General features: G+C 66.8%; 18 protein-coding genes. 17 read left to right on the forward strand and 1 reads right to left on the reverse strand.

The annotated features are described in order from the left end of the window. The first annotated feature begins 5 nt into the window (after positions 1-5). The 17 genes from IC40_RS0117240 to nuoN all read left to right on the forward strand — a co-directional run bounded on the left by IC40_RS0117240 (position 6) and on the right by nuoN (position 16776). Positions 6-377: a nuclear transport factor 2 family protein gene (locus IC40_RS0117240; protein WP_110783475.1), complete on the forward strand. Its 372-nt coding sequence runs from the start codon at positions 6-8 to the stop codon at positions 375-377. 10 nt (positions 378-387) lie between these two features. Continuing rightward, positions 388-897, forward strand: a complete 510-nt coding sequence (locus tag IC40_RS0117245; protein ID WP_030135947.1) for a YceI family protein — start codon at positions 388-390, stop codon at positions 895-897. A gap of 10 nt (positions 898-907) precedes the next feature. Then, positions 908-1306 carry an Rv3143 family two-component system response regulator gene (locus tag IC40_RS0117250; protein WP_030135948.1) on the forward strand — a complete coding sequence of 133 codons (399 nt, stop codon included), beginning with the start codon at positions 908-910 and terminating at the stop codon, positions 1304-1306. A gap of 171 nt (positions 1307-1477) precedes the next feature. After that, positions 1478-1852: an NADH-quinone oxidoreductase subunit A gene (locus IC40_RS0117255; protein ID WP_030135949.1), complete on the forward strand. Its 375-nt coding sequence runs from the start codon at positions 1478-1480 to the stop codon at positions 1850-1852. Beyond that, a complete protein-coding gene (locus tag IC40_RS0117260) occupies positions 1843-2397 on the forward strand; it encodes a NuoB/complex I 20 kDa subunit family protein (protein ID WP_019514407.1) in 555 nt (184 codons plus the stop codon). Before IC40_RS0117255 ends, IC40_RS0117260 begins: the two co-directional genes overlap by 10 nt. A 26-nt stretch (positions 2398-2423) precedes the next feature. Continuing rightward, positions 2424-3092, forward strand: a complete 669-nt coding sequence (locus IC40_RS0117265; RefSeq protein WP_234411661.1) for an NADH-quinone oxidoreductase subunit C — start codon at positions 2424-2426, stop codon at positions 3090-3092. Beyond that, positions 3092-4393: an NADH dehydrogenase (quinone) subunit D gene (gene nuoD, locus IC40_RS0117270; RefSeq protein ID WP_030135951.1), complete on the forward strand. Its 1302-nt coding sequence runs from the start codon at positions 3092-3094 to the stop codon at positions 4391-4393. The genes IC40_RS0117265 and nuoD overlap by 1 nt, the downstream gene beginning before the upstream one ends. After that, complete coding sequence (nuoE, locus tag IC40_RS0117275; protein ID WP_030135952.1) at positions 4390-5232, forward strand: NADH-quinone oxidoreductase subunit NuoE; 843 nt, start codon at positions 4390-4392, stop codon at positions 5230-5232. The genes nuoD and nuoE overlap by 4 nt, the downstream gene beginning before the upstream one ends. Beyond that, positions 5229-6509: an NADH-quinone oxidoreductase subunit NuoF gene (gene nuoF, locus IC40_RS0117280; protein ID WP_030135953.1), complete on the forward strand. Its 1281-nt coding sequence runs from the start codon at positions 5229-5231 to the stop codon at positions 6507-6509. Before nuoE ends, nuoF begins: the two co-directional genes overlap by 4 nt. 91 nt (positions 6510-6600) lie before the next feature. Next, complete coding sequence (locus IC40_RS0117285; protein ID WP_030135954.1) at positions 6601-8976, forward strand: NADH-quinone oxidoreductase subunit G; 2376 nt, start codon at positions 6601-6603, stop codon at positions 8974-8976. Next, complete coding sequence (gene nuoH / locus IC40_RS0117290; protein ID WP_030135955.1) at positions 8973-10229, forward strand: NADH-quinone oxidoreductase subunit NuoH; 1257 nt, start codon at positions 8973-8975, stop codon at positions 10227-10229. The genes IC40_RS0117285 and nuoH overlap by 4 nt, the downstream gene beginning before the upstream one ends. Continuing rightward, complete coding sequence (nuoI, locus tag IC40_RS0117295) at positions 10213-10752, forward strand: NADH-quinone oxidoreductase subunit NuoI (protein WP_030135956.1); 540 nt, start codon at positions 10213-10215, stop codon at positions 10750-10752. Before nuoH ends, nuoI begins: the two co-directional genes overlap by 17 nt. Beyond that, positions 10749-11483, forward strand: a complete 735-nt coding sequence (locus tag IC40_RS0117300; protein ID WP_030135957.1) for an NADH-quinone oxidoreductase subunit J — start codon at positions 10749-10751, stop codon at positions 11481-11483. The genes nuoI and IC40_RS0117300 overlap by 4 nt, the downstream gene beginning before the upstream one ends. Then, positions 11480-11779 (forward strand): NADH-quinone oxidoreductase subunit NuoK, encoded by a 300-nt coding sequence (gene nuoK, locus IC40_RS0117305; protein WP_030135958.1) that lies wholly within the window; start codon positions 11480-11482, stop codon positions 11777-11779. The genes IC40_RS0117300 and nuoK overlap by 4 nt, the downstream gene beginning before the upstream one ends. Before the next feature lies 1 nt (position 11780). Continuing rightward, complete coding sequence (nuoL, locus tag IC40_RS0117310; RefSeq protein WP_030135959.1) at positions 11781-13664, forward strand: NADH-quinone oxidoreductase subunit L; 1884 nt, start codon at positions 11781-11783, stop codon at positions 13662-13664. Next, entirely contained in the window at positions 13658-15205 is a 1548-nt protein-coding gene (locus tag IC40_RS0117315) for an NADH-quinone oxidoreductase subunit M (RefSeq protein WP_036470242.1), read from the forward strand. The genes nuoL and IC40_RS0117315 overlap by 7 nt, the downstream gene beginning before the upstream one ends. Beyond that, the gene (gene nuoN, locus IC40_RS0117320; RefSeq protein WP_030135961.1) at positions 15202-16776 is read left to right on the forward strand and encodes an NADH-quinone oxidoreductase subunit NuoN; all 1575 of its coding nucleotides are present in this window, start codon (positions 15202-15204) and stop codon (positions 16774-16776) included. The genes IC40_RS0117315 and nuoN overlap by 4 nt, the downstream gene beginning before the upstream one ends. Here the strand turns inward: nuoN and IC40_RS0117325 are convergent. Then, positions 16773-17669, reverse strand: a complete 897-nt coding sequence (locus IC40_RS0117325) for an alpha/beta hydrolase (RefSeq protein WP_030135962.1) — start codon at positions 17667-17669, stop codon at positions 16773-16775. The genes nuoN and IC40_RS0117325 overlap by 4 nt on opposite strands. Positions 17670-17737 lie beyond the last annotated feature (68 nt).

Below are 17737 nucleotides of genomic sequence, written 5' to 3' on the forward strand. Positions count from 1 at the left end.
CAGATATGAGCGCAGCCGTAGCGGACCGTCTGTTCGCCGCCATCGAACGTGGTGACTACCCGGATATCGAGGCTTTGTGGGCCGATGACGTCCTGGTGTGGCACAGCGGTGACACCGCCGACAACGATCGGGCACGCGCGCTGAAGGTGATCCGCTGGTTCCTGCGGGCGACGGCCGCCCGGCGTTACGAGATCCTCGATCGCCAGTTCTTCGAAGGCGGTTTCGTCCAGCAGCACATCCTGCACGCCGACGCCAGCGATGGCGCTTCGATCCATTTACGGGTATGCATCGTTATCAAGGTGGGTACCGCCGGGATGATCACCCGCATCGACGAGTACTTCGACCCCGCAGAGATGGCGCCGTTGCTGGGCAACTGAGGGAGCACAGATGGACCTGCAGGACTGGGCTGGTCGTTGGCGGCTGGATGCCGAGCGCACCACCATCACCACCCACAGCCCCACCTTCTGGGGATTTGTCCACGTCAAGAGCGAATTCGACGCCGTCGACGGCGACGCGCAGGTCGACGGCGACAAGCTCACCGGCACGCTGCGCATCGATGCGGCGTCGGTGCGCACCGGCATCAAGCGCCGCGATGCCCATCTACGGTCGGCCGATTTCTTCGATGTCGAAGCCTTCCCCACCGTGGAGGTCGTGGCGGAGTCCGGTGAGGTCACCTCGCCGTCCTGGGTCACGCTGCATGTGCGCCTGACGGTGAAGGGTCACGAATCCGAACTCGACCTGCCGGTGCACGTCCGCAATCTGGGTGGCGGCGCGGTGCAGCTGAGCACGACAGCGACGCTCAACCGTCGCAATCTGGGAGTGGACGGCAACCTGCTGGGCATGATGGGCGATGCGGCAGGCGTCGAAGCGGCCGCGGTGTTCGTCCGGCAGCCGTAGCATCGGCGGTGTGGCCGACCCCGATGCCCAGCTGCGGATTCTGGTGTACAGCTCCAACAGCCGGACCAGAGAGCGGGTGCGCTCTGCGCTGGGCCGGCGGATCCACCCGGACCTGCCCGAACTGAACTATCTGGAGGTGGCGACCGCCCCGATGGTGCTCACCCGGGTTGCCGAGGGTGGTCTGCACCTGCTGATTCTCGACGGTGAGGCGACGCCGACCGGCGGGATGGGGCTTGCCAAGCAGCTGAAGGACGAGATCGAGGCATGCCCGCCGATTCTCGTGCTGACCGGACGCCGCGATGATGCCTGGCTGGCTTCCTGGTCACGCGCCGAGGCGGCGGTGTCCCATCCGATCGATCCGATCAGGCTCGGCGAGGCGGCTGCCGGCCTGCTCCGGTCAGCGTCGTAACTCCATCACGAAATACGCTGCGGCCGTTGCTTGTTCGCCGTCCTCGCCGATGAGGACGGGCGACCGTAGCTGATGGCCGAAATCCTATCGGAAATGCGGCGCCTCGACCGTTGACGTGTCTAAGCTGTGTTCTAGCTCACATCGACACTTCTCCGAGAGAGCGGCACAGGCATGAACGTCTACACACCGATTCTGGTGCTCGGGACGATCGCGGCGGTATTCGCCATCGTCTCGGTGGGTATCGCCACGTTCATCGGCCCACGCCGCTACAACCGGGCCAAGCTCGAGGCCTACGAGTGCGGCATCGAGCCGCTACTGCCCGCCGCGGACGCCAAGATCGCGACGGGACAGCGGTTCCCGATCAAGTACTACCTGACGGCCATGCTGTTCATCATCTTCGATATCGAGATCGTGTTCCTGTACCCCTGGGCGGTGTCTTTCGACTCGTTGGGCCTGTTCGCAGTCGTCGAGATGCTGCTGTTCATGCTCACGGTCTTCGTGGCCTACGCCTATGTCTGGCGGCGAGGTGGTCTGTCATGGGATTAGAGGAACAACTGCCGGGCGGCATCCTGCTGTCCACCGTGGAGAAGGTGGCCGGGTATGTCCGCAAGGGCTCGCTGTGGCCGGCGACCTTCGGCCTGGCGTGCTGCGCCATCGAGATGATGGCGACCGCCGGTCCGCGCTTCGACATCGCCCGGTTCGGCATGGAGCGGTTCTCGGCGACCCCGCGGCAGGCAGATCTGATGATCGTCGCCGGCCGGGTCAGCCAGAAGATGGCCCCCGTCCTGCGTCAGGTGTATGACCAGATGGCCGAACCGAAATGGGTTCTGGCGATGGGTGTCTGCGCGTCCTCGGGCGGGATGTTCAACAATTACGCGGTCGTCCAGGGCGTCGACCACGTGGTGCCGGTGGACATCTATCTGCCCGGGTGTCCGCCCCGGCCGGAGATGCTGCTCAACGCGATCCTGAAATTGCACGCCAAGATCGCCGAGATGCCGCTCGGGGTGAATCGCGCCGAGGCCGTGGCCGCCGCCGAGCAGGCCGCGCTGGCATCGCCGACGACCATCGAACTGACCGGGCTGCTGCGATGAGCGACGCTTGCGGAGCGAACAGACAGATGACCGGGCAGGACCGGGAGGTGATCGGCACCCGCCGCGGCATGTTCGGTGTCAGCGGCACCGGTGACACCTCCGGCTACGGCCGGCTGGTCCGTGAGGTCGCACTGCCGGGCAGCTCCCCGCGCCCGTACGGCGGCTATTTCGACGAGGTGGTCGACGCGCTGATCGCGACACTGGGCCGCGACGGGTTCACCGAAGCCGTCGAACGCGTCGTGGTCTTCCGCGATGAGCTCACCATCGACGTGCGCCGAGCGCACCTGCTGGCCGTCGCCCAGACCCTGCGTGATGACGCTGCCCTGCGCTTCGAACTCTGCCTGGGGGTTTCGGGGGTGCACTTCCCCGATGAGCAGGACCGCGAACTGCACACCGTCTATCCGCTGATGTCGATCACCCACAACCGCAGGATCCGGCTGGAGGTCACCGCACCCGACGCCGATCCCCATGTGCCGTCGCTGTTCTCGGTCTATCCGACGACCGATTGGCATGAGCGCGAGACCTACGACTTCTTCGGCATCATCTTCGACGGGCACCCCTCGCTGACGCGCATCGAGATGCCCGACGACTGGGTGGGGCACCCGCAGCGCAAGGACTATCCGTTGGGCGGCATCCCCGTCGAGTACCACGGGGCCCAGATACCGCCGCCCGACCAGCGGAGGTCCTACAACTGATGACGATAGAGACAGACCCGCCCGTCGTGATGGTCGGCGGCCAGGACTGGGATGCGGTCGTGGCCGCGGCGCGTGAGCACGCCGGCGAGCGAATCGTGGTCAACATGGGCCCGCAACACCCGTCCACGCACGGAGTGCTGCGGCTGATCCTGGAGATCGAGGGCGAGACCATCACCGAGGCCCGCTGCGGTATCGGGTACCTACACACCGGGATCGAGAAGAACCTCGAATACCGCACCTGGACACAGGGTGTCACCTTCGTGACGCGGATGGACTATCTGTCCCCGTTCTTCAACGAGACGGCCTATTGCCTGGGAGTGGAAAAACTTCTCGGTGTCACCGACGACATCCCCGAACGCGCCAGCATCATCCGGGTGATGCTCATGGAACTCAACCGGATCTCCAGCCATCTTGTCGCACTGGCCACCGGCGGCATGGAGCTCGGCGCGATGTCGGCCATGTTCTTCGGTTTCCGCGGGCGCGAGGAGATCCTGTCGCTGTTCGAGACCATCACCGGGCTGCGGATGAACCACGCCTATATCCGGCCCGGCGGATTGGCCGCCGATCTGCCCGATGAGGCCATGCCACAGCTGCGCCGACTGCTGGAGGTGCTACCGGAGCAGCTGCGCGACCTGGAAAAGATGCTGCGCGAGAACTACATCTGGAAGGCCCGCAGCAAGGGTATCGGCTACCTGGACCTGACCGGTTGCATGGCGCTGGGGATCACCGGTCCGGTGCTGCGCTCCACGGGGTTGCCGCACGATCTGCGCCGCGCCCAGCCGTACTGCGGTTACGAGACCTACGATTTCGACGTCTGCACCGACGACGGTTGTGATGCCTACGGCCGCTATCTGATTCGCGTGGACGAGATGAAGCAGTCGCTGCGCATCGTCGAGCAGTGCGTGTCGCGGCTGCGGCCCGGTCCGGTGATGCTCACCGACAAGAAGCTCGCCTGGCCCGCCGACCTGGAGCTCGGCCCGGACGGCCTCGGTAACTCCCCCGCTCACATCGCCAAGATCATGGGCTCCTCCATGGAGGCGCTGATCCACCATTTCAAGCTGGTGACCGAGGGTATCCGGGTGCCGCCCGGCCAGGTGTACGTCGCGGTCGAATCACCGCGCGGTGAGTTGGGTGTGCACATGGTCAGTGATGGCGGAACCCGGCCCTACCGGGTGCATTACCGCGATCCGTCGTTCACCAATCTGCAGGCGGTGGCCGCGATGTGCGAGGGCGGCATGGTCGCCGACGCGATATCGGCGGTGGCCTCGATCGACCCGGTGATGGGAGGTGTGGACAGGTGACAGCCATCGATCTCACGCTCGGCCAGCGACCCGACGAGGCAGGCCCTCCGATCGGCGCCGGGCCCACGTCCTATTCCGAGGAGGTGACGGCCCGCCTGTCCGCCGATGCCGCCCAGATCATCGCGCGCTACCCGGTGGCCCGCTCGGCCCTGCTTCCCCTGCTTCATCTGGTGCAGTCGCAGGACGGTTACCTCACCCCTGCCGGTATCGCCTTCTGCGCCGGACAACTCGCACTGACCCCGGCCGAGGTGACCGCGGTCGCCACGTTCTATTCGATGTACCGTCGCACCCCCACCGGGAAGTATCTGGTCGGGGTGTGCACCAATACCCTGTGCGCGGTCATGGGCGGTGACGCGATCCTGGAGATCCTGCAGGACCACCTCGGCGTCCACGCCGGGCAGAGCACCGCGGACGGGTCGATCACCCTGGAGCACATCGAATGCAACGCGGCATGTGACTTCGCACCGGTCATCATGGTGAACTGGGAGTTCTTCGACAACCAAACACCCTCCACGGCACGTGATCTCGTCGACACCCTCCGATCCGGCACCCAGGTGACACCCAGCCGCGGCGCACCGCTGTGCACGTTCAAACAGACCGCCCGCATCCTCGCCGGATTTCCCGACGAACGTCCCGGTGCCAATGACGGCGCCCCGGGGCAGGCAACCCTGGCGGGCCTGCGCATCGCCCGCGAGCGCGGTATGACCGCACCCGAGTCCGGCACACCGGCTCGGGTCCAGACACCGGACGACGAACGCCTCACCGAGGAATCGGTGCGCGATCAGCCCGCACCGGCACCGTCAGAAGACTTGCCGCCCAGGAACGGGGACCGTCGGTGACCCTGGCTCCGGTACTCAGCGCGCACTGGGATGATGCCGACTCCTGGACGCTTGCGGGCTACCGTCGCCGTGGCGGCTACGAGGCCATGCGCACGGCCCTGTCGATGGATCCCGACGCACTCATCGCGATGGTCAAGGAGGCCGGACTACGCGGTCGCGGTGGGGCCGGGTTCCCCACCGGACAGAAATGGTCGTTCATCAACCAGGAGGACCCCAAGCCCAAGTGCCTGGTGATCAACGCCGACGAGTCCGAACCCGGCACCTGCAAGGACATCCCGCTGCTGATGGCCAATCCGCACGTGCTGGTCGAGGGCGCGATCATCGCCGCGCACGCCATCCGCGCCGAACATGCGTTCATCTATCTGCGCGGTGAGGTGGTGCCGGTGCTGCGCCGGTTGCAGGGTGCGGTCGCCGAGGCCTACGACGCCGGTTACCTCGGAGCAGGACTCGAGTTGGTGGTGCACGCCGGGGCGGGTGCCTACATCTGCGGTGAGGAGACCGCCCTGCTGGACTCCTTGGAGGGCCGGCGCGGCCAGCCCCGGTTGCGGCCGCCGTTCCCCGCCGTCGCGGGCCTGTATGCCCGCCCGACGGTGGTCAACAATGTCGAATCGATCGCGAGTGTGCCCGCCGTCGTCGCCGGCGGGGTCGACTGGTTCCGTTCGATGGGTTCGGACAAGTCCCCCGGTTTCACCCTGTACTCGCTGTCCGGACACGTCACCCAACCGGGTCAATACGAGGCACCCCTGGGTATCACGTTGCGCGAACTACTCGACTACGCGGGCGGGGTGCGGGCCGGCCACGAGTTGAAGTTCTGGACCCCGGGCGGATCGTCGACACCGCTTCTGACCGCCGAACACCTGGACGTACCACTGGATTACGAGGGGGTCGCCGGTGTCGGGTCGATGCTGGGCACCAAGGCGTTGCAGATCTTCGACGAGACCACCTGTGTGGTGCGTGCGGTCCGGCGATGGACGCAGTTCTACGCCCACGAGTCCTGCGGGAAGTGCACACCGTGCCGGGAGGGCACCTACTGGCTGACCCAGATCTACGAACGGCTGGAGACCGGACGCGCCACGGACACCGATATCGACACGCTGCTCGACATCTCCGATGCCATTCTCGGCAAATCGTTCTGCGCACTCGGTGACGGCGCCGCGAGCCCGATCATCTCCTCGATCAAGTACTTCCGCGACGAGTACTTGGCCCATCTGGGGTCGGGGTGCCCGTTCGACCCGCACGCGTCGACGGTGTTCGCCACGGCGGAGGCCGGCCGGTGACCATGACCCCGCGAGCAGACACGTGTACCCCCGGCCATGGCCACTTTTGGGGGTACATCAGCCTGCTCGCCGAGAAAGAGGGGGCACGGGCATGACGCTCGCCGGACCTACCAACGACACCACCGCCGTGGAGATGGTGTCGCTGACCATCGACGGCCACCGGATCAGCGTGCCGAAGGGCACGTTGCTCATCCGGGCCGCCGAACTGATGGGCATCCAGATCCCCCGCTTCTGCGATCACCCGCTGCTGGACCCGGTCGGGGCGTGTCGGCAGTGCCTGGTGGAGGTCGAGGGACAACGCAAACCGTTGGCGTCCTGTACGGCGACGGTCACCCCGGACATGGTGGTGCGCACCCAGCTGACCTCCGAGATCGCCGACAAGGCGCAGCACGGCGTGATGGAGCTGCTGCTGATCAATCATCCGCTGGACTGCCCGGTATGCGACAAGGGTGGCGAGTGCCCGCTGCAGAACCAGGCGATGGCGCACGGTCGTGCGGACTCGCGTTTCACCGATGTGAAACGGACCTATCCGAAGCCCATCAACCTCTCGGCACAGGTGCTGCTGGATCGCGAGCGTTGTGTGCTCTGCGCCCGGTGCACCCGGTTCTCCGACCAGATCGCCGGCGACCCGTTCATCGAGTTGTTGGAACGCGGTGCGCTGCAACAGGTCGGCATCGCCGACGGTGAGGCCTTCGACTCGTACTTCTCCGGCAACACCGTGCAGATCTGTCCGGTCGGTGCGCTCACGGGGACCGCCTACCGGTTCCGCGCCCGGCCGTTCGACCTGGTGTCCTCGGCCAGCGTCTGCGAACACTGCGCCTCGGGTTGTGCGCAGCGCACCGATCACCGGCGCGGAAAGGTGCTGCGCCGGTTGGCCGGTGACGATCCCGAGGTCAATGAGGAGTGGAATTGCGACAAGGGCCGCTGGGCCTTCACCTACGCCACCCAGGGCGATCGGATCACCACCCCATTGCTGCGTGATCCCGACGGCAGCCAACGCCCGGCTTCCTGGTCGGAGGCGATCGCCGTCGCGGTGCGCGGCCTCACCGCCGCCGCCGGCAGCGCCGGGGTGCTGGTCGGCGGCCGGTCCACCATGGAGGACGCCTGGGCCTACGCCAAGTTCGCCCGGATCATGCTGGGCACCAACGATATCGACTTCCGGATCCGCCAGCACTCGACCGAGGAGGCCGACTTCCTGGCCCACGCCGTCGCCGGCAGGCCGCAGGCGGTCGGCTACGCCGATATCGAGTCGGCACCGGCGGTGCTGCTGGTCGGGTTCGAACCGGAGGAAGAGTCACCGATCGTCTTCCTCCGGCTGCGCAAGGCATTCCGCAAGCGTGGACTGCCGGTGACCGCGATCGCACCGTTCGCCACCCGCGGGCTCACCAAGATGGGTGGCACGCTCGTCATGACGGTACCGGGAACCGAGGCCGCCGCGCTGGCCGGCATGCACGACGCCCTGCCCCCTGGCACGCTCATCCTCGCCGGCGAGCGGCTGGCCACCGCGCCGGGGGCCTGTTCGGCGCTGTGCACGCTGGCCGAGGCCACCGGTTCGCGGATCGCGTGGATCCCGCGGCGCGCCGGGGATCGTGGCGCGCTGGAGGTCGGCGCGGCACCGAATCTGCTGCCCGGCGGGCGGCCCGTCGCCGATGACCGGGCCCGCGCCGAGGTGGCCGCCGCCTGGAATGTCGAGGACATCCCCGCCGATCCGGGGCGCGACACCGACGCCATCCTTGCCGCAGCCGCCTCGGGAACACTGCAGGCACTGCTGATCGGCGGTGTCGACATCGACGATTTGCCCGATCCGGAGCAGGCGGCCGCGGCGATCGACGCCGCGGCGTTCGTCGTCAGCCTCGAATTGCGGCACTCCCCCGTGACCGACCGAGCCGATGTGGTCTTCCCCGTCGCGCCGGTCGTCGAGAAATCGGGCACCTTCGTCAACTGGGAGGGTAGGCAGCGGCCGTTCGAGGCAGCGTTACCGCCGTCGGCCACCTCGGACATGCGCGTGTTGGCGGCACTGGCCGACGAGGTCGGTGTCGATCTGAACCTGGCCGACACCGCAACCGTCCGCGCCGATATCGACCGGTTGCACCCATGGGCCGGATCCCGACCGCCCGCTCCGCAGGTGATCCAGCCCGATCCGGTCGAGCCGGGTCCCGGCCAGGCGGTACTGACCGGCTGGCGGATGCTGCTCGACGGCGGCCGGCTGCAGGTCGGTGAACCTCATCTGGCAGGCACCGCCCGCCCGGCCGTGGCCCGCCTGTCGGCGGTCACCGCCGCCGAGATCGGCTGCGCCGAAGGCGATCCGGTGCGGATCTCCACCGACCGGGGCACCGTGGATCTGCCGGTCGCGATCACCGAGATGCCCGACCGGGTGGTGTGGGTGCCGTTGAACGCGGTGGGCGCGGCGGTCTACCGCACCCTCGAAGCGCCACTGGGTGCCATCGTCGGGATCGAGGCCGGATGACCTACCCGACGCTGGACTCCTTCGGCCACGACCCGTGGTGGTTGATGCTCGCGAAATGCCTTGCGATCTTCGTCTTCCTGCTGCTCACCGTCCTGGTGGCCATCCTGGTCGAACGAAAGGTGCTCGGCCGCATGCAGATGCGGTTCGGCCCCAACCGGGTAGGTCCGTTCGGGCTGTTGCAGAGCCTCGCCGACGGTATCAAGCTGGCCCTCAAGGAGGGGCTGATCCCGGCCGGTGTGGACAAGCCGATCTATCTGATGGCACCGGTGATCTCGGTGATCCCGGCGATCATGGCGTTCGCCGTCATCCCGATGGGCGGTGAGGTGTCGGTGTTCGGGCACACCACCGCGTTGCAGCTGACCGATCTGCCGGTGGCGGTGCTCTACGTGCTGGCCGTCACCTCGATCGGTGTCTACGGCATCGTGCTGGCCGGCTGGGCTTCCGGATCGACCTACCCGCTGCTGGGCGGCCTGCGCTCCAGCGCCCAGGTGGTGTCCTACGAGATCGCGATGGCGCTGTCCTTCGTGGCGGTGTTCCTCTACGCGGGCACGATGTCGACCTCGGGAATCGTTGCCGCCCAGCACAGCACCTGGTTCGTCGTCTTGCTGCTGCCGTCGTTCCTGATCTACGTGACCTCGATGGTCGGTGAGACCAACCGGGCCCCGTTCGACCTGCCCGAGGCCGAGGGGGAATTGGTCGGCGGCTTCCACACCGAGTACTCCTCGCTGAAGTTCGCCATGTTCATGCTGGCCGAGTACGTCAACATGACGACCGTGTCGGCGCTGGCCGCAACGATGTTCCTCGGCGGGTGGCAGGCACCGCTGCCGTTCAGCCTGATCGACGGCGCCAACACCGGATGGTGGCCGCTGCTGTGGTTCGTCGCGAAGGTGTGGGGCTTTCTGTTCCTGTTCATGTGGCTGCGGGCGACCCTGCCCCGGATGCGCTACGACCAGTTCATGACGCTGGGCTGGAAGGTACTCATCCCGCTGTCGCTGGCCTGGATCGTGGTCGTCTCGGTCACCAAGACCCTGCGTAACCAGGGCGCCCCGGCCTGGACGACGGCGGCGGTCAGCGGTGCGGCGATCGCCGTCCTGGCCGTCGTGGTCATCATCCGGCGCGCGGTGCGCCGGCGCGCCATCCCGCACTTCACGTTGCCCACCGATCCCCAAGCGGTGCGTTCCTTCCCGATTCCCCCCATTCCGAGTCCGCCGCGCACGCAACCGAAGGAGTACTCCGATGTCCAAGGTCGGTGACGCACTTGCCGGGTTCGGTGTCACGTTCAAGGCGATGCTGCGCAAACCGATCACCGAGCAGTACCCGGAGAAACCCGGGCCGGTCGCTGCGCGTTATCACGGCAGGCATCAGCTGAACCGGTACGCCGACGGCCTGGAGAAGTGCATCGGCTGCGAGCTGTGCGCCTGGGCATGTCCGGCCGATGCCATCTTCGTCGAAGGGGCCGACAACACCGCCGAGGAACGCTTCTCCCCCGGAGAGCGATACGGGCGCGTGTACCAGATCAATTACCTGCGCTGTATCGGTTGCGGGTTGTGCATCGAGGCCTGCCCCACCCGGGCGCTGACGATGACCAACGATTACGAGATGGCCGACGACAATCGTGCGGACCTGATCTACGGCAAGGACAAGCTGCTGGCGCCGCTGGCCCCGGACATGACCGCACCGCCCCACGCCATGGCCGAGGGCAGCACCGACGAGGACTACTACCGCGGCAACATCCGCTCCGACGGACTCACCCGGCAACCGGAGACGACCCGATGACGGTGACGTCGACCGGTGAGGCAGTGGTGTTCTGGGTGCTCGGGGCCCTGGCGCTGGCGGCGGCCATCGGCGTGGTGGCGGCGCCGAAGGCGGTGTATTCCGCGTTGTTCCTCGCCGTCACCATGATCAACCTCGCGGTGCTCTACATCGCCCAGGACGCGGTGTTCCTGGGGGTGGTACAGATCGTCGTCTACACGGGCGCGGTGATGATGCTGTTCCTGTTCGTGCTGATGCTCATCGGAGTGGACTCCTCGGAATCACTCGTGGAAACCCTGCGCGGCCAGCGGGTTGCGGCCGTCATTGCCGGGTTGGGGTTCGGTGTCCTGTTGGTCGGCAGTATCGGCAGCGCCTCGGTGGGCGGAACCGTGGGTGGCTTCACCGGACTGGCCGAAGCGAATGCCGGAGGCAATGTCGAGGGCCTGGCGGTGCTGATCTTCACCCGCTACGTCTGGGCGTTCGAGCTCACCAGCGCGCTGCTGATCACCGCGGCGGTCGGCGCGATGCTGCTGGCGCACCGGGAGCGCTTCGACCGGCGCAAGACCCAGCGCGAGCTGGCCACCGAGCGGTTCGGACCCGGCGGGTATCCGACACCACGGCCCAATCCCGGTGTGTATGCCCGGCACAACGCCGTCGACATGCCCGCGCGGCTGCCCGACGGCACCGCCGCACCGACCTCGGTCAGTTCGGTCCTCGTCCCGCGAAACAGCGCATCGCGGGGGCGCGAATCATGAACCCGGCGAACTACCTGTACCTCTCCGCGCTGATCTTCACCGTCGGAGCCGCCGGAGTCTTGCTGCGCCGCAACGCCATCGTGATGTTCATGTGTGTCGAGCTGATGTTGAACGCGGCGAATCTGGCCTTCGTCACCTTCGCGAGGATGCACGGCAATCTCGACGGTCAGGTCGTCGCGTTCTTCGTGATGGTGGTTGCCGCCTGCGAGGTGGTCGTCGGCCTGGCGATCATCATGGCGATCTTCCGGGCCCGTCAGTCCGCCTCGGTGGACGCGGCCAGTCTGCTGAAGAACTGATATGGGCACGCTGAGCTGGCTGCTGATCGCGCTGCCGTTGGCGGGGTCTGCCGTGCTGCTCCTCGGCGGCCGCGCCACCGACCGGTGGGGCCACCTGCTCGGATGTGCCGCCGCCTTCGGATCGTTCGTTCTGGGTGTGCTGCTGTTCGTCGATCTGCTCGGGCGCGCCGCCGAGGACCGCACCGTCACCCAGACGCTGTTCACGTGGGTGCCGGTCGGACAGCTACGGGTGGATTTCGGGTTGCAGGTCGACGCGCTCTCGATCTGTTTCGTACTGTTGATCACCGGGGTCGGTTCGTTGATCCACCTGTACTCGGTGGGCTATATGAGGGCGGACGTCGGTCGTCGACGATTTTTTGCCTACCTGAACCTGTTCCTGGCGGCGATGCTGCTGCTGGTGCTCGCCGACAACTTCCTGGGGCTCTACATGGGCTGGGAGGGCGTCGGGCTGGCCTCATACCTGCTGATCGGCTTCTGGTCGCACAAGCCGAGTGCCGCGACGGCGGCCAAAAAGGCCTTCGTGGTCAACCGGGTCGGCGATATCGGTCTGGCGGTCGCGCTGATGGTGATGTTCTCCTCGACCGGAACCGTATCGTACGCAGGCGTATTCGCCGCCGCCCCGCAACTGTCGGAGGGCACGCTCACCGCCATCGGATTGCTGCTACTGCTCGCGGCGTGCGGCAAATCGGCCCAGGTGCCGCTGCAGTCCTGGCTCGGTGATGCGATGGAGGGTCCGACGCCGGTGTCGGCGCTCATCCACGCCGCCACCATGGTCACCGCGGGGGTGTATCTGATCGTGCGCTCGGGACCGGTGTTCAACCTGGCGCCCGGCGCGCAGGTCGCCGTCACCATCGTCGGCGCGGTCACGCTGCTGTTCGGCGCGGTGATCGGTTGTGCCAAGGACGATATCAAGAAGGCACTGGCGGCCTCGACGATGAGCCAGATCGGTTACATGGTGCTGGCCGCCGGTCTCGGCCCGGCCGGCTACGCGGTGGCCATCATGCACCTGATCACCCACGGCTTCTTCAAGGCCGGGTTGTTCCTCGGTGCCGGGTCGGTGATGCACGGGATGAACGACCAGACAGATATGCGCCGGTTCGGCGGGCTTCGCTCGGTCATGCCGATCACGTTCGTCACGTTCGGCCTCGGTTATCTCGCCATCATCGGCGTTCCTCCGTTCGCGGGGTTCTTCTCCAAGGATGCCATCATCGAAACCGCCTTCGGCGCAGGCGGAGTCAGAGGTATCCTGCTCGGCGGAGCGGCCCTGCTGGGTGCCGGGATCACCGCCTTCTACATGACCCGGGTCATGTTGATGACGTTCTTCGGCGAGCGGCGCTGGGATGAGCACACCACTCACCCGCACGAGTCGCCGGCGGTCATGACCGCACCCATGGTCATCCTCGCCATCGGATCCGTCGGCGCCGGCGCGGTGCTGGCGGTCGGCGGTGGGTTGGCGCACTGGCTGGAACCCGTGGTCGGAGTGCACGAGGTGCACCACATCATGCCGGTATGGGTGATGACGGTCATCATCCTGACGGTGGTGGCGGTCGGCATCGGGATCGCCTATCGGATGTACGCCAACCAGCAGGTTCCCGAGATCGCACCGGCCGGTTCGGCGTTGACCATCGCCGCCCGCAACGACCTCTACGGCGACGCACTCAACGAACGGGTCCTGATGCGTCCCGGTCAGCGGGTGACCGCCGGTCTGGTCGAGATCGACGAGGACATCGTCGAGGGCGCCACCCGTGGGTTGGCCACCGTCATCTCCGACGCCTCGCAACGATTGCGGAGATGGCAGACCGGGTTCGCCCGGTCATATGCACTGTCCATGCTGGCCGGCACGGTCCTGGTGATCGGGGCGATACTGATGGTGAGGATCTGGTGACCGGGGTCGGCTGGCTGACCGCACTGTGGGCGGTGCCGATGGTCGGGGCCGCGATCGTGATCCTGCTGCCCTCCAAGGTGTTTGCCCGGTGGGCCGCGCTTGCGGTGTCCCTGGCCGTCCTGGCCGTCGCGGCACTGCTGGCCGTGAGGTTCGATCCGGCCGGGCCGCAGTTCCAGTTCGTCGAGGACCATCCCTGGATCCCGAGCTTCGGCACGGGCTACATCCTGGGCCTGGACGGTATCGCGCTGGCGCTGGTCGTGCTGACCGCGGTGTTGGTACCGCTGCTGATCGTGGCGGGCTGGAACGACGCCCGGGACGACAGCCGCGCGCGGTCCAGCCAGACCTATCTGGCCCTGACGCTGGCCGTCGAGGGCATGGTGCTCATCTCGCTGGTGGCGCTCGACGTGCTGCTGTTCTATGTGTTCTTCGAAGCCATGCTCATTCCGATGTACTTCCTGATCGGCGGGTTCGGCGGGGCACATCGCAGTGCCGCGGCCGTGAAGTTCCTGTTGTACAACCTGTTCGGCGGGCTCATCATGCTGGCCGCGGTGATCGGGCTCTACGTCGTCACCCTCGACGACCTCGGCGGCACTTTCGATTTCCGGGCGATCGTGGCGGCCGTGCAGAGCGGTCAGCTGGCCGTCGATCCCGCCTTGCTCAACGCGCTGTTCCTCGGCTTCATGTTCGCCTTCGCCGTGAAGGCGCCGTTGTGGCCGTTCCATCGCTGGTTGCCCGACGCCGCGGTCGAATCCACCCCGGCGACCGCGGTGCTGATGATGGCCATCGTCGACAAGGTCGGCACCTTCGGCATGCTGCGGTACTGCCTACAGCTGTTTCCCGATGCCACCAAGACGTTCCAACCGGTGATCATCACGCTGGCCGTCATCGGCATCATCTATGGTGCCGTCGTCGCGATCGGACAGACCGATGTGATGCGGCTGATCGCCTACACGTCGATATCGCACTTCGGGTTCATCATCCTCGGCATCTTCGTGCTGACCAGCCAGGGTCAGTCGGGATCCACGCTGTACATGGTCAACCACGGCATCTCCACCGCCGCCCTGTTCCTGATCGCCGGATTCCTGGTGTCGCGCAGGGGGTCCCGGTTCATCGCGGATTACGGCGGGATCCAGAAGGTGGCACCGGTGCTGGCCGGCACATTCCTGGTCGCGGGCCTGGCCACCCTGTCGCTACCGGGGCTCGGCCCGTTCATCAGTGAGTTCCTGGTGTTGATCGGCACATTCAGCCGGTTCCCGGCGCTGGCGGTCATCGCCGCACTGGCGCTGGTGTTGTCGGCGATCTACATCCTGTGGGCCTACCAGCGGATGATGACCGGGCCGGTGGCACGCGGCAACGAGTCACTACGCGACCTGGTCCCCCGCGAACTGATCGTGGTGGCACCGCTGATCGTGCTGCTGCTCGTGCTGGGCATCTACCCCAAGCCTGCGCTCGATGTCATCAATCCCGCCGTCACCCACACGCTGACCACGATCGACGTGCAGGATCCGAGGCCCGCCACCGCGGAAGGAGACGGCCGATGAACGTCGAGGCGCCGCATATCGAATACGGGCAACTGGCACCGCTTCTGATCATCCTCGGCGTCGCGGTGGCAGGCATCATGGTGGAAGCCTTCGTCCCCCGCCGCCTTCGCTACGGCACCCAGCTCGTACTGGCGCTAGGCGGGCAGATCGGGGCGCTGGTCGCGGTGGTGTCGGTGACGGCCGGACTGGGATCCTCGCCGGGCAACAGTGCCGCGGTGGGCTCGCTGGCCGTCGACCGGCCGGCGCTGTTCTTGCAGGGACTGTTGCTGTTGATCGGCATCCTCGGTGTGCTGCTGGCCGCCGAGCGCCGCATCCCCGCCTCGGCCGGCGGCGGACTGGACGGTTTCACCCCGCAGGCCGCCGCGGTACCGGGAAGCGTGGCTGAAAAGGTCGCCGCCAAAGCCGTTGTGGCGCAGACCGAGATCTTCCCGCTGATGATGTTGGCGTTGGCGGGCATGATGATCTTCGGCGCCGCCGACGACCTGTTGACGATGTTCGTGGCCCTGGAGGTGTTGTCGCTGCCGCTGTACCTGATGTGCGGGCTGGCCCGACGGCGGCGGTTGGTCTCACAGGAGGCCGCGCTCAAGTACTTCCTGCTCGGAGCGTTCGCCTCGGCGTTCTTCCTGTACGGGATCGCGTTGTTGTACGGCTATGCCGGCGGCTTCGGACTCGACGATATCGCCAACGCGATCGCCGGTGACGGCCCGCAGCCCGCGGGCGGACCGGCGTTGGCCCTGGCGGGTGCCGGACTGCTGGCGGTCGGCATCCTGTTCAAAGTCGGTGCCGTTCCTTTTCATTCGTGGATTCCGGATGTGTACCAGGGTGCCCCGACGCCGGTGACGGCGTTCATGGCGGCGGCGACCAAGATCGCGGCATTCGGTGCGATGTTGCGTATCTTCTACGTCGCGCTTCCGGGTCTGGCGGCCGACTGGCGGCCGATGATGTGGATCATCGCCATCGTCACCATGGTCGTCGGTACGCTCACCGCCGTCAGTCAGAGCGATGTCAAGCGCATGTTGGCCTACTCGGCGGTCGCCCACACCGGATTCATCCTCACCGGCGTGATCGCACTCGACGATGCCGGGGTGTCGGCAACGCTGTTCTATTTGTTCGCCTACGGTTTCAGCACCCTGGGCGCGTTCGCGCTGGCCGGATTGGTGCGCCGTGCCGATGGCGAGGAGGAGACCTCGCTGGCGCAATGGGCCGGTTTGGGCCGGCGGTATCCGGTGGTGGGCGTGGTGTTCTCGCTGTTCTTGTTGGCCTTCGCGGGCATCCCACTGACCAGTGGGTTCGTCAGCAAGTTCGCGGTGTTCAAGGCCGCGGCCCAGGGCGGGGCCGGTGCGTTGGTGGTCGTCGGCGTGATCGCCAGCGCGGTGGCCGCCTATTTCTATGTGCGGGTGATCGTGCTGATGTTCTTCACCGATCCGCCCGCGGATGCACCCGAGGTGGTGGCCCCGAGTGTGTTCACCACCGGTGCGGTGACGGTGACCGCCGCGGTCACGTTCGCCCTCGGTGCGCTCCCCCAACCGCTGCTGGACCTGGCGAACGACGCGCAACAGTTCGTGCGTTAACTCACCGCGTCGCGCACCCGCCCGGCGATCAACTCGTACATGCCGCGGGTGACATCCACGGCGTCGCTCATGATGTTGTATCCGTGGTCGACATCGGGCACCTCCACGTAGTCGACCAGCGCTGCGACCGCGTCGAGGCTCTTGGCGTACTCCGCGGCTTCGTCACGCAACCGGTCGTACTCGCAGGCGATCACCAGTGCCGGTGCGATGCCTGCGATCTCGTCGGCATTGTCACCCCATGCCGGTGAAGCCAGCGGGTCGCGGCGGCGTTTCCGGTCGGGGATGTAGGCGGTATCGAAGACCTCACCCATCCACGGTTTCATGATCGCCTGCGCACCTCGGGGAGATCTCTTGTGCCCGGTTGCGGTCACCAGGTCCAGCGGCGCGTAATGCAGCACCTGCAGGGCGATCGTCGGACCACCGTGGATGAGACTCAGCCGGGATACCGAAGCGGACAGATTGCCCCCAGCGCTCTGGCCACCCACGCACAATCGCTCGCCCGGCCAGTCCCGTTCGGCGGCACCGGCCCAGGTGACGACGTCGTAGAGCTGCTCGACGGCGATCGGGAAGCGGTGCTCGGGGGCCAGCAGGTAGTCGGTGTTGACGACGACGACGTTGGCGCGGGCGGCCAGGAACCGGCACCACGGATCGTCCTGATCGCGGTGTCCCACGACAAAGCCGCCCCCGTGGATGTTGACGTACACGCCGTCGGGTTCACCGTCGGGGAGGTAGACATCGGCCGCGGTCTCGCCGTGGCGGGTCGGGATGCTGACCGTACTGACCCGGGCCGGGATATCGGCAAAGCGCACTGCCTGCTTGGGGCTCGGATTCACCAACCGGGAGAACAACCGGGCCAGGGTGTCGGCGATCAAGGGGGTCGACAACACGGACACGACGAGGCACACCTTTCGACAGATGACGCGAACAGCCTTTACGTCTCGACCATACGCATGGCGCCCGC

Source organism: Mycolicibacterium neoaurum ATCC 25795 (assembly GCF_000691525.1).
GTDB lineage: Bacteria > Actinomycetota > Actinomycetes > Mycobacteriales > Mycobacteriaceae > Mycobacterium > Mycobacterium neoaurum.

Bases quoted from the DNA above. Each gene is read 5' to 3' on its own strand.
- IC40_RS0117245 (WP_030135947.1), top strand. From the start codon at position 388: ATGGACCTGCAGGACTGGGCTGGTCGTTGGCGGCTGGATGCCGAGCGC.
- IC40_RS0117240 (WP_110783475.1), top strand. From the start codon at position 6: ATGAGCGCAGCCGTAGCGGACCGTCTGTTCGCCGCCATCGAACGTGGT.
- nuoH (WP_030135955.1), top strand. From the start codon at position 8,973: ATGACCTACCCGACGCTGGACTCCTTCGGCCACGACCCGTGGTGGTTG.
- IC40_RS0117265 (WP_234411661.1), top strand. From the start codon at position 2,424: ATGACCGGGCAGGACCGGGAGGTGATCGGCACCCGCCGCGGCATGTTC.
- IC40_RS0117285 (WP_030135954.1), top strand. From the start codon at position 6,601: ATGACGCTCGCCGGACCTACCAACGACACCACCGCCGTGGAGATGGTG.
- nuoL (WP_030135959.1), top strand. From the start codon at position 11,781: ATGGGCACGCTGAGCTGGCTGCTGATCGCGCTGCCGTTGGCGGGGTCT.
- IC40_RS0117300 (WP_030135957.1), top strand. From the start codon at position 10,749: ATGACGGTGACGTCGACCGGTGAGGCAGTGGTGTTCTGGGTGCTCGGG.
- nuoN (WP_030135961.1), top strand. From the start codon at position 15,202: ATGAACGTCGAGGCGCCGCATATCGAATACGGGCAACTGGCACCGCTT.
- nuoI (WP_030135956.1), top strand. From the start codon at position 10,213: ATGTCCAAGGTCGGTGACGCACTTGCCGGGTTCGGTGTCACGTTCAAG.
- nuoK (WP_030135958.1), top strand. From the start codon at position 11,480: ATGAACCCGGCGAACTACCTGTACCTCTCCGCGCTGATCTTCACCGTC.
- nuoD (WP_030135951.1), top strand. From the start codon at position 3,092: ATGACGATAGAGACAGACCCGCCCGTCGTGATGGTCGGCGGCCAGGAC.
- IC40_RS0117260 (WP_019514407.1), top strand. From the start codon at position 1,843: ATGGGATTAGAGGAACAACTGCCGGGCGGCATCCTGCTGTCCACCGTG.
- IC40_RS0117255 (WP_030135949.1), top strand. From the start codon at position 1,478: ATGAACGTCTACACACCGATTCTGGTGCTCGGGACGATCGCGGCGGTA.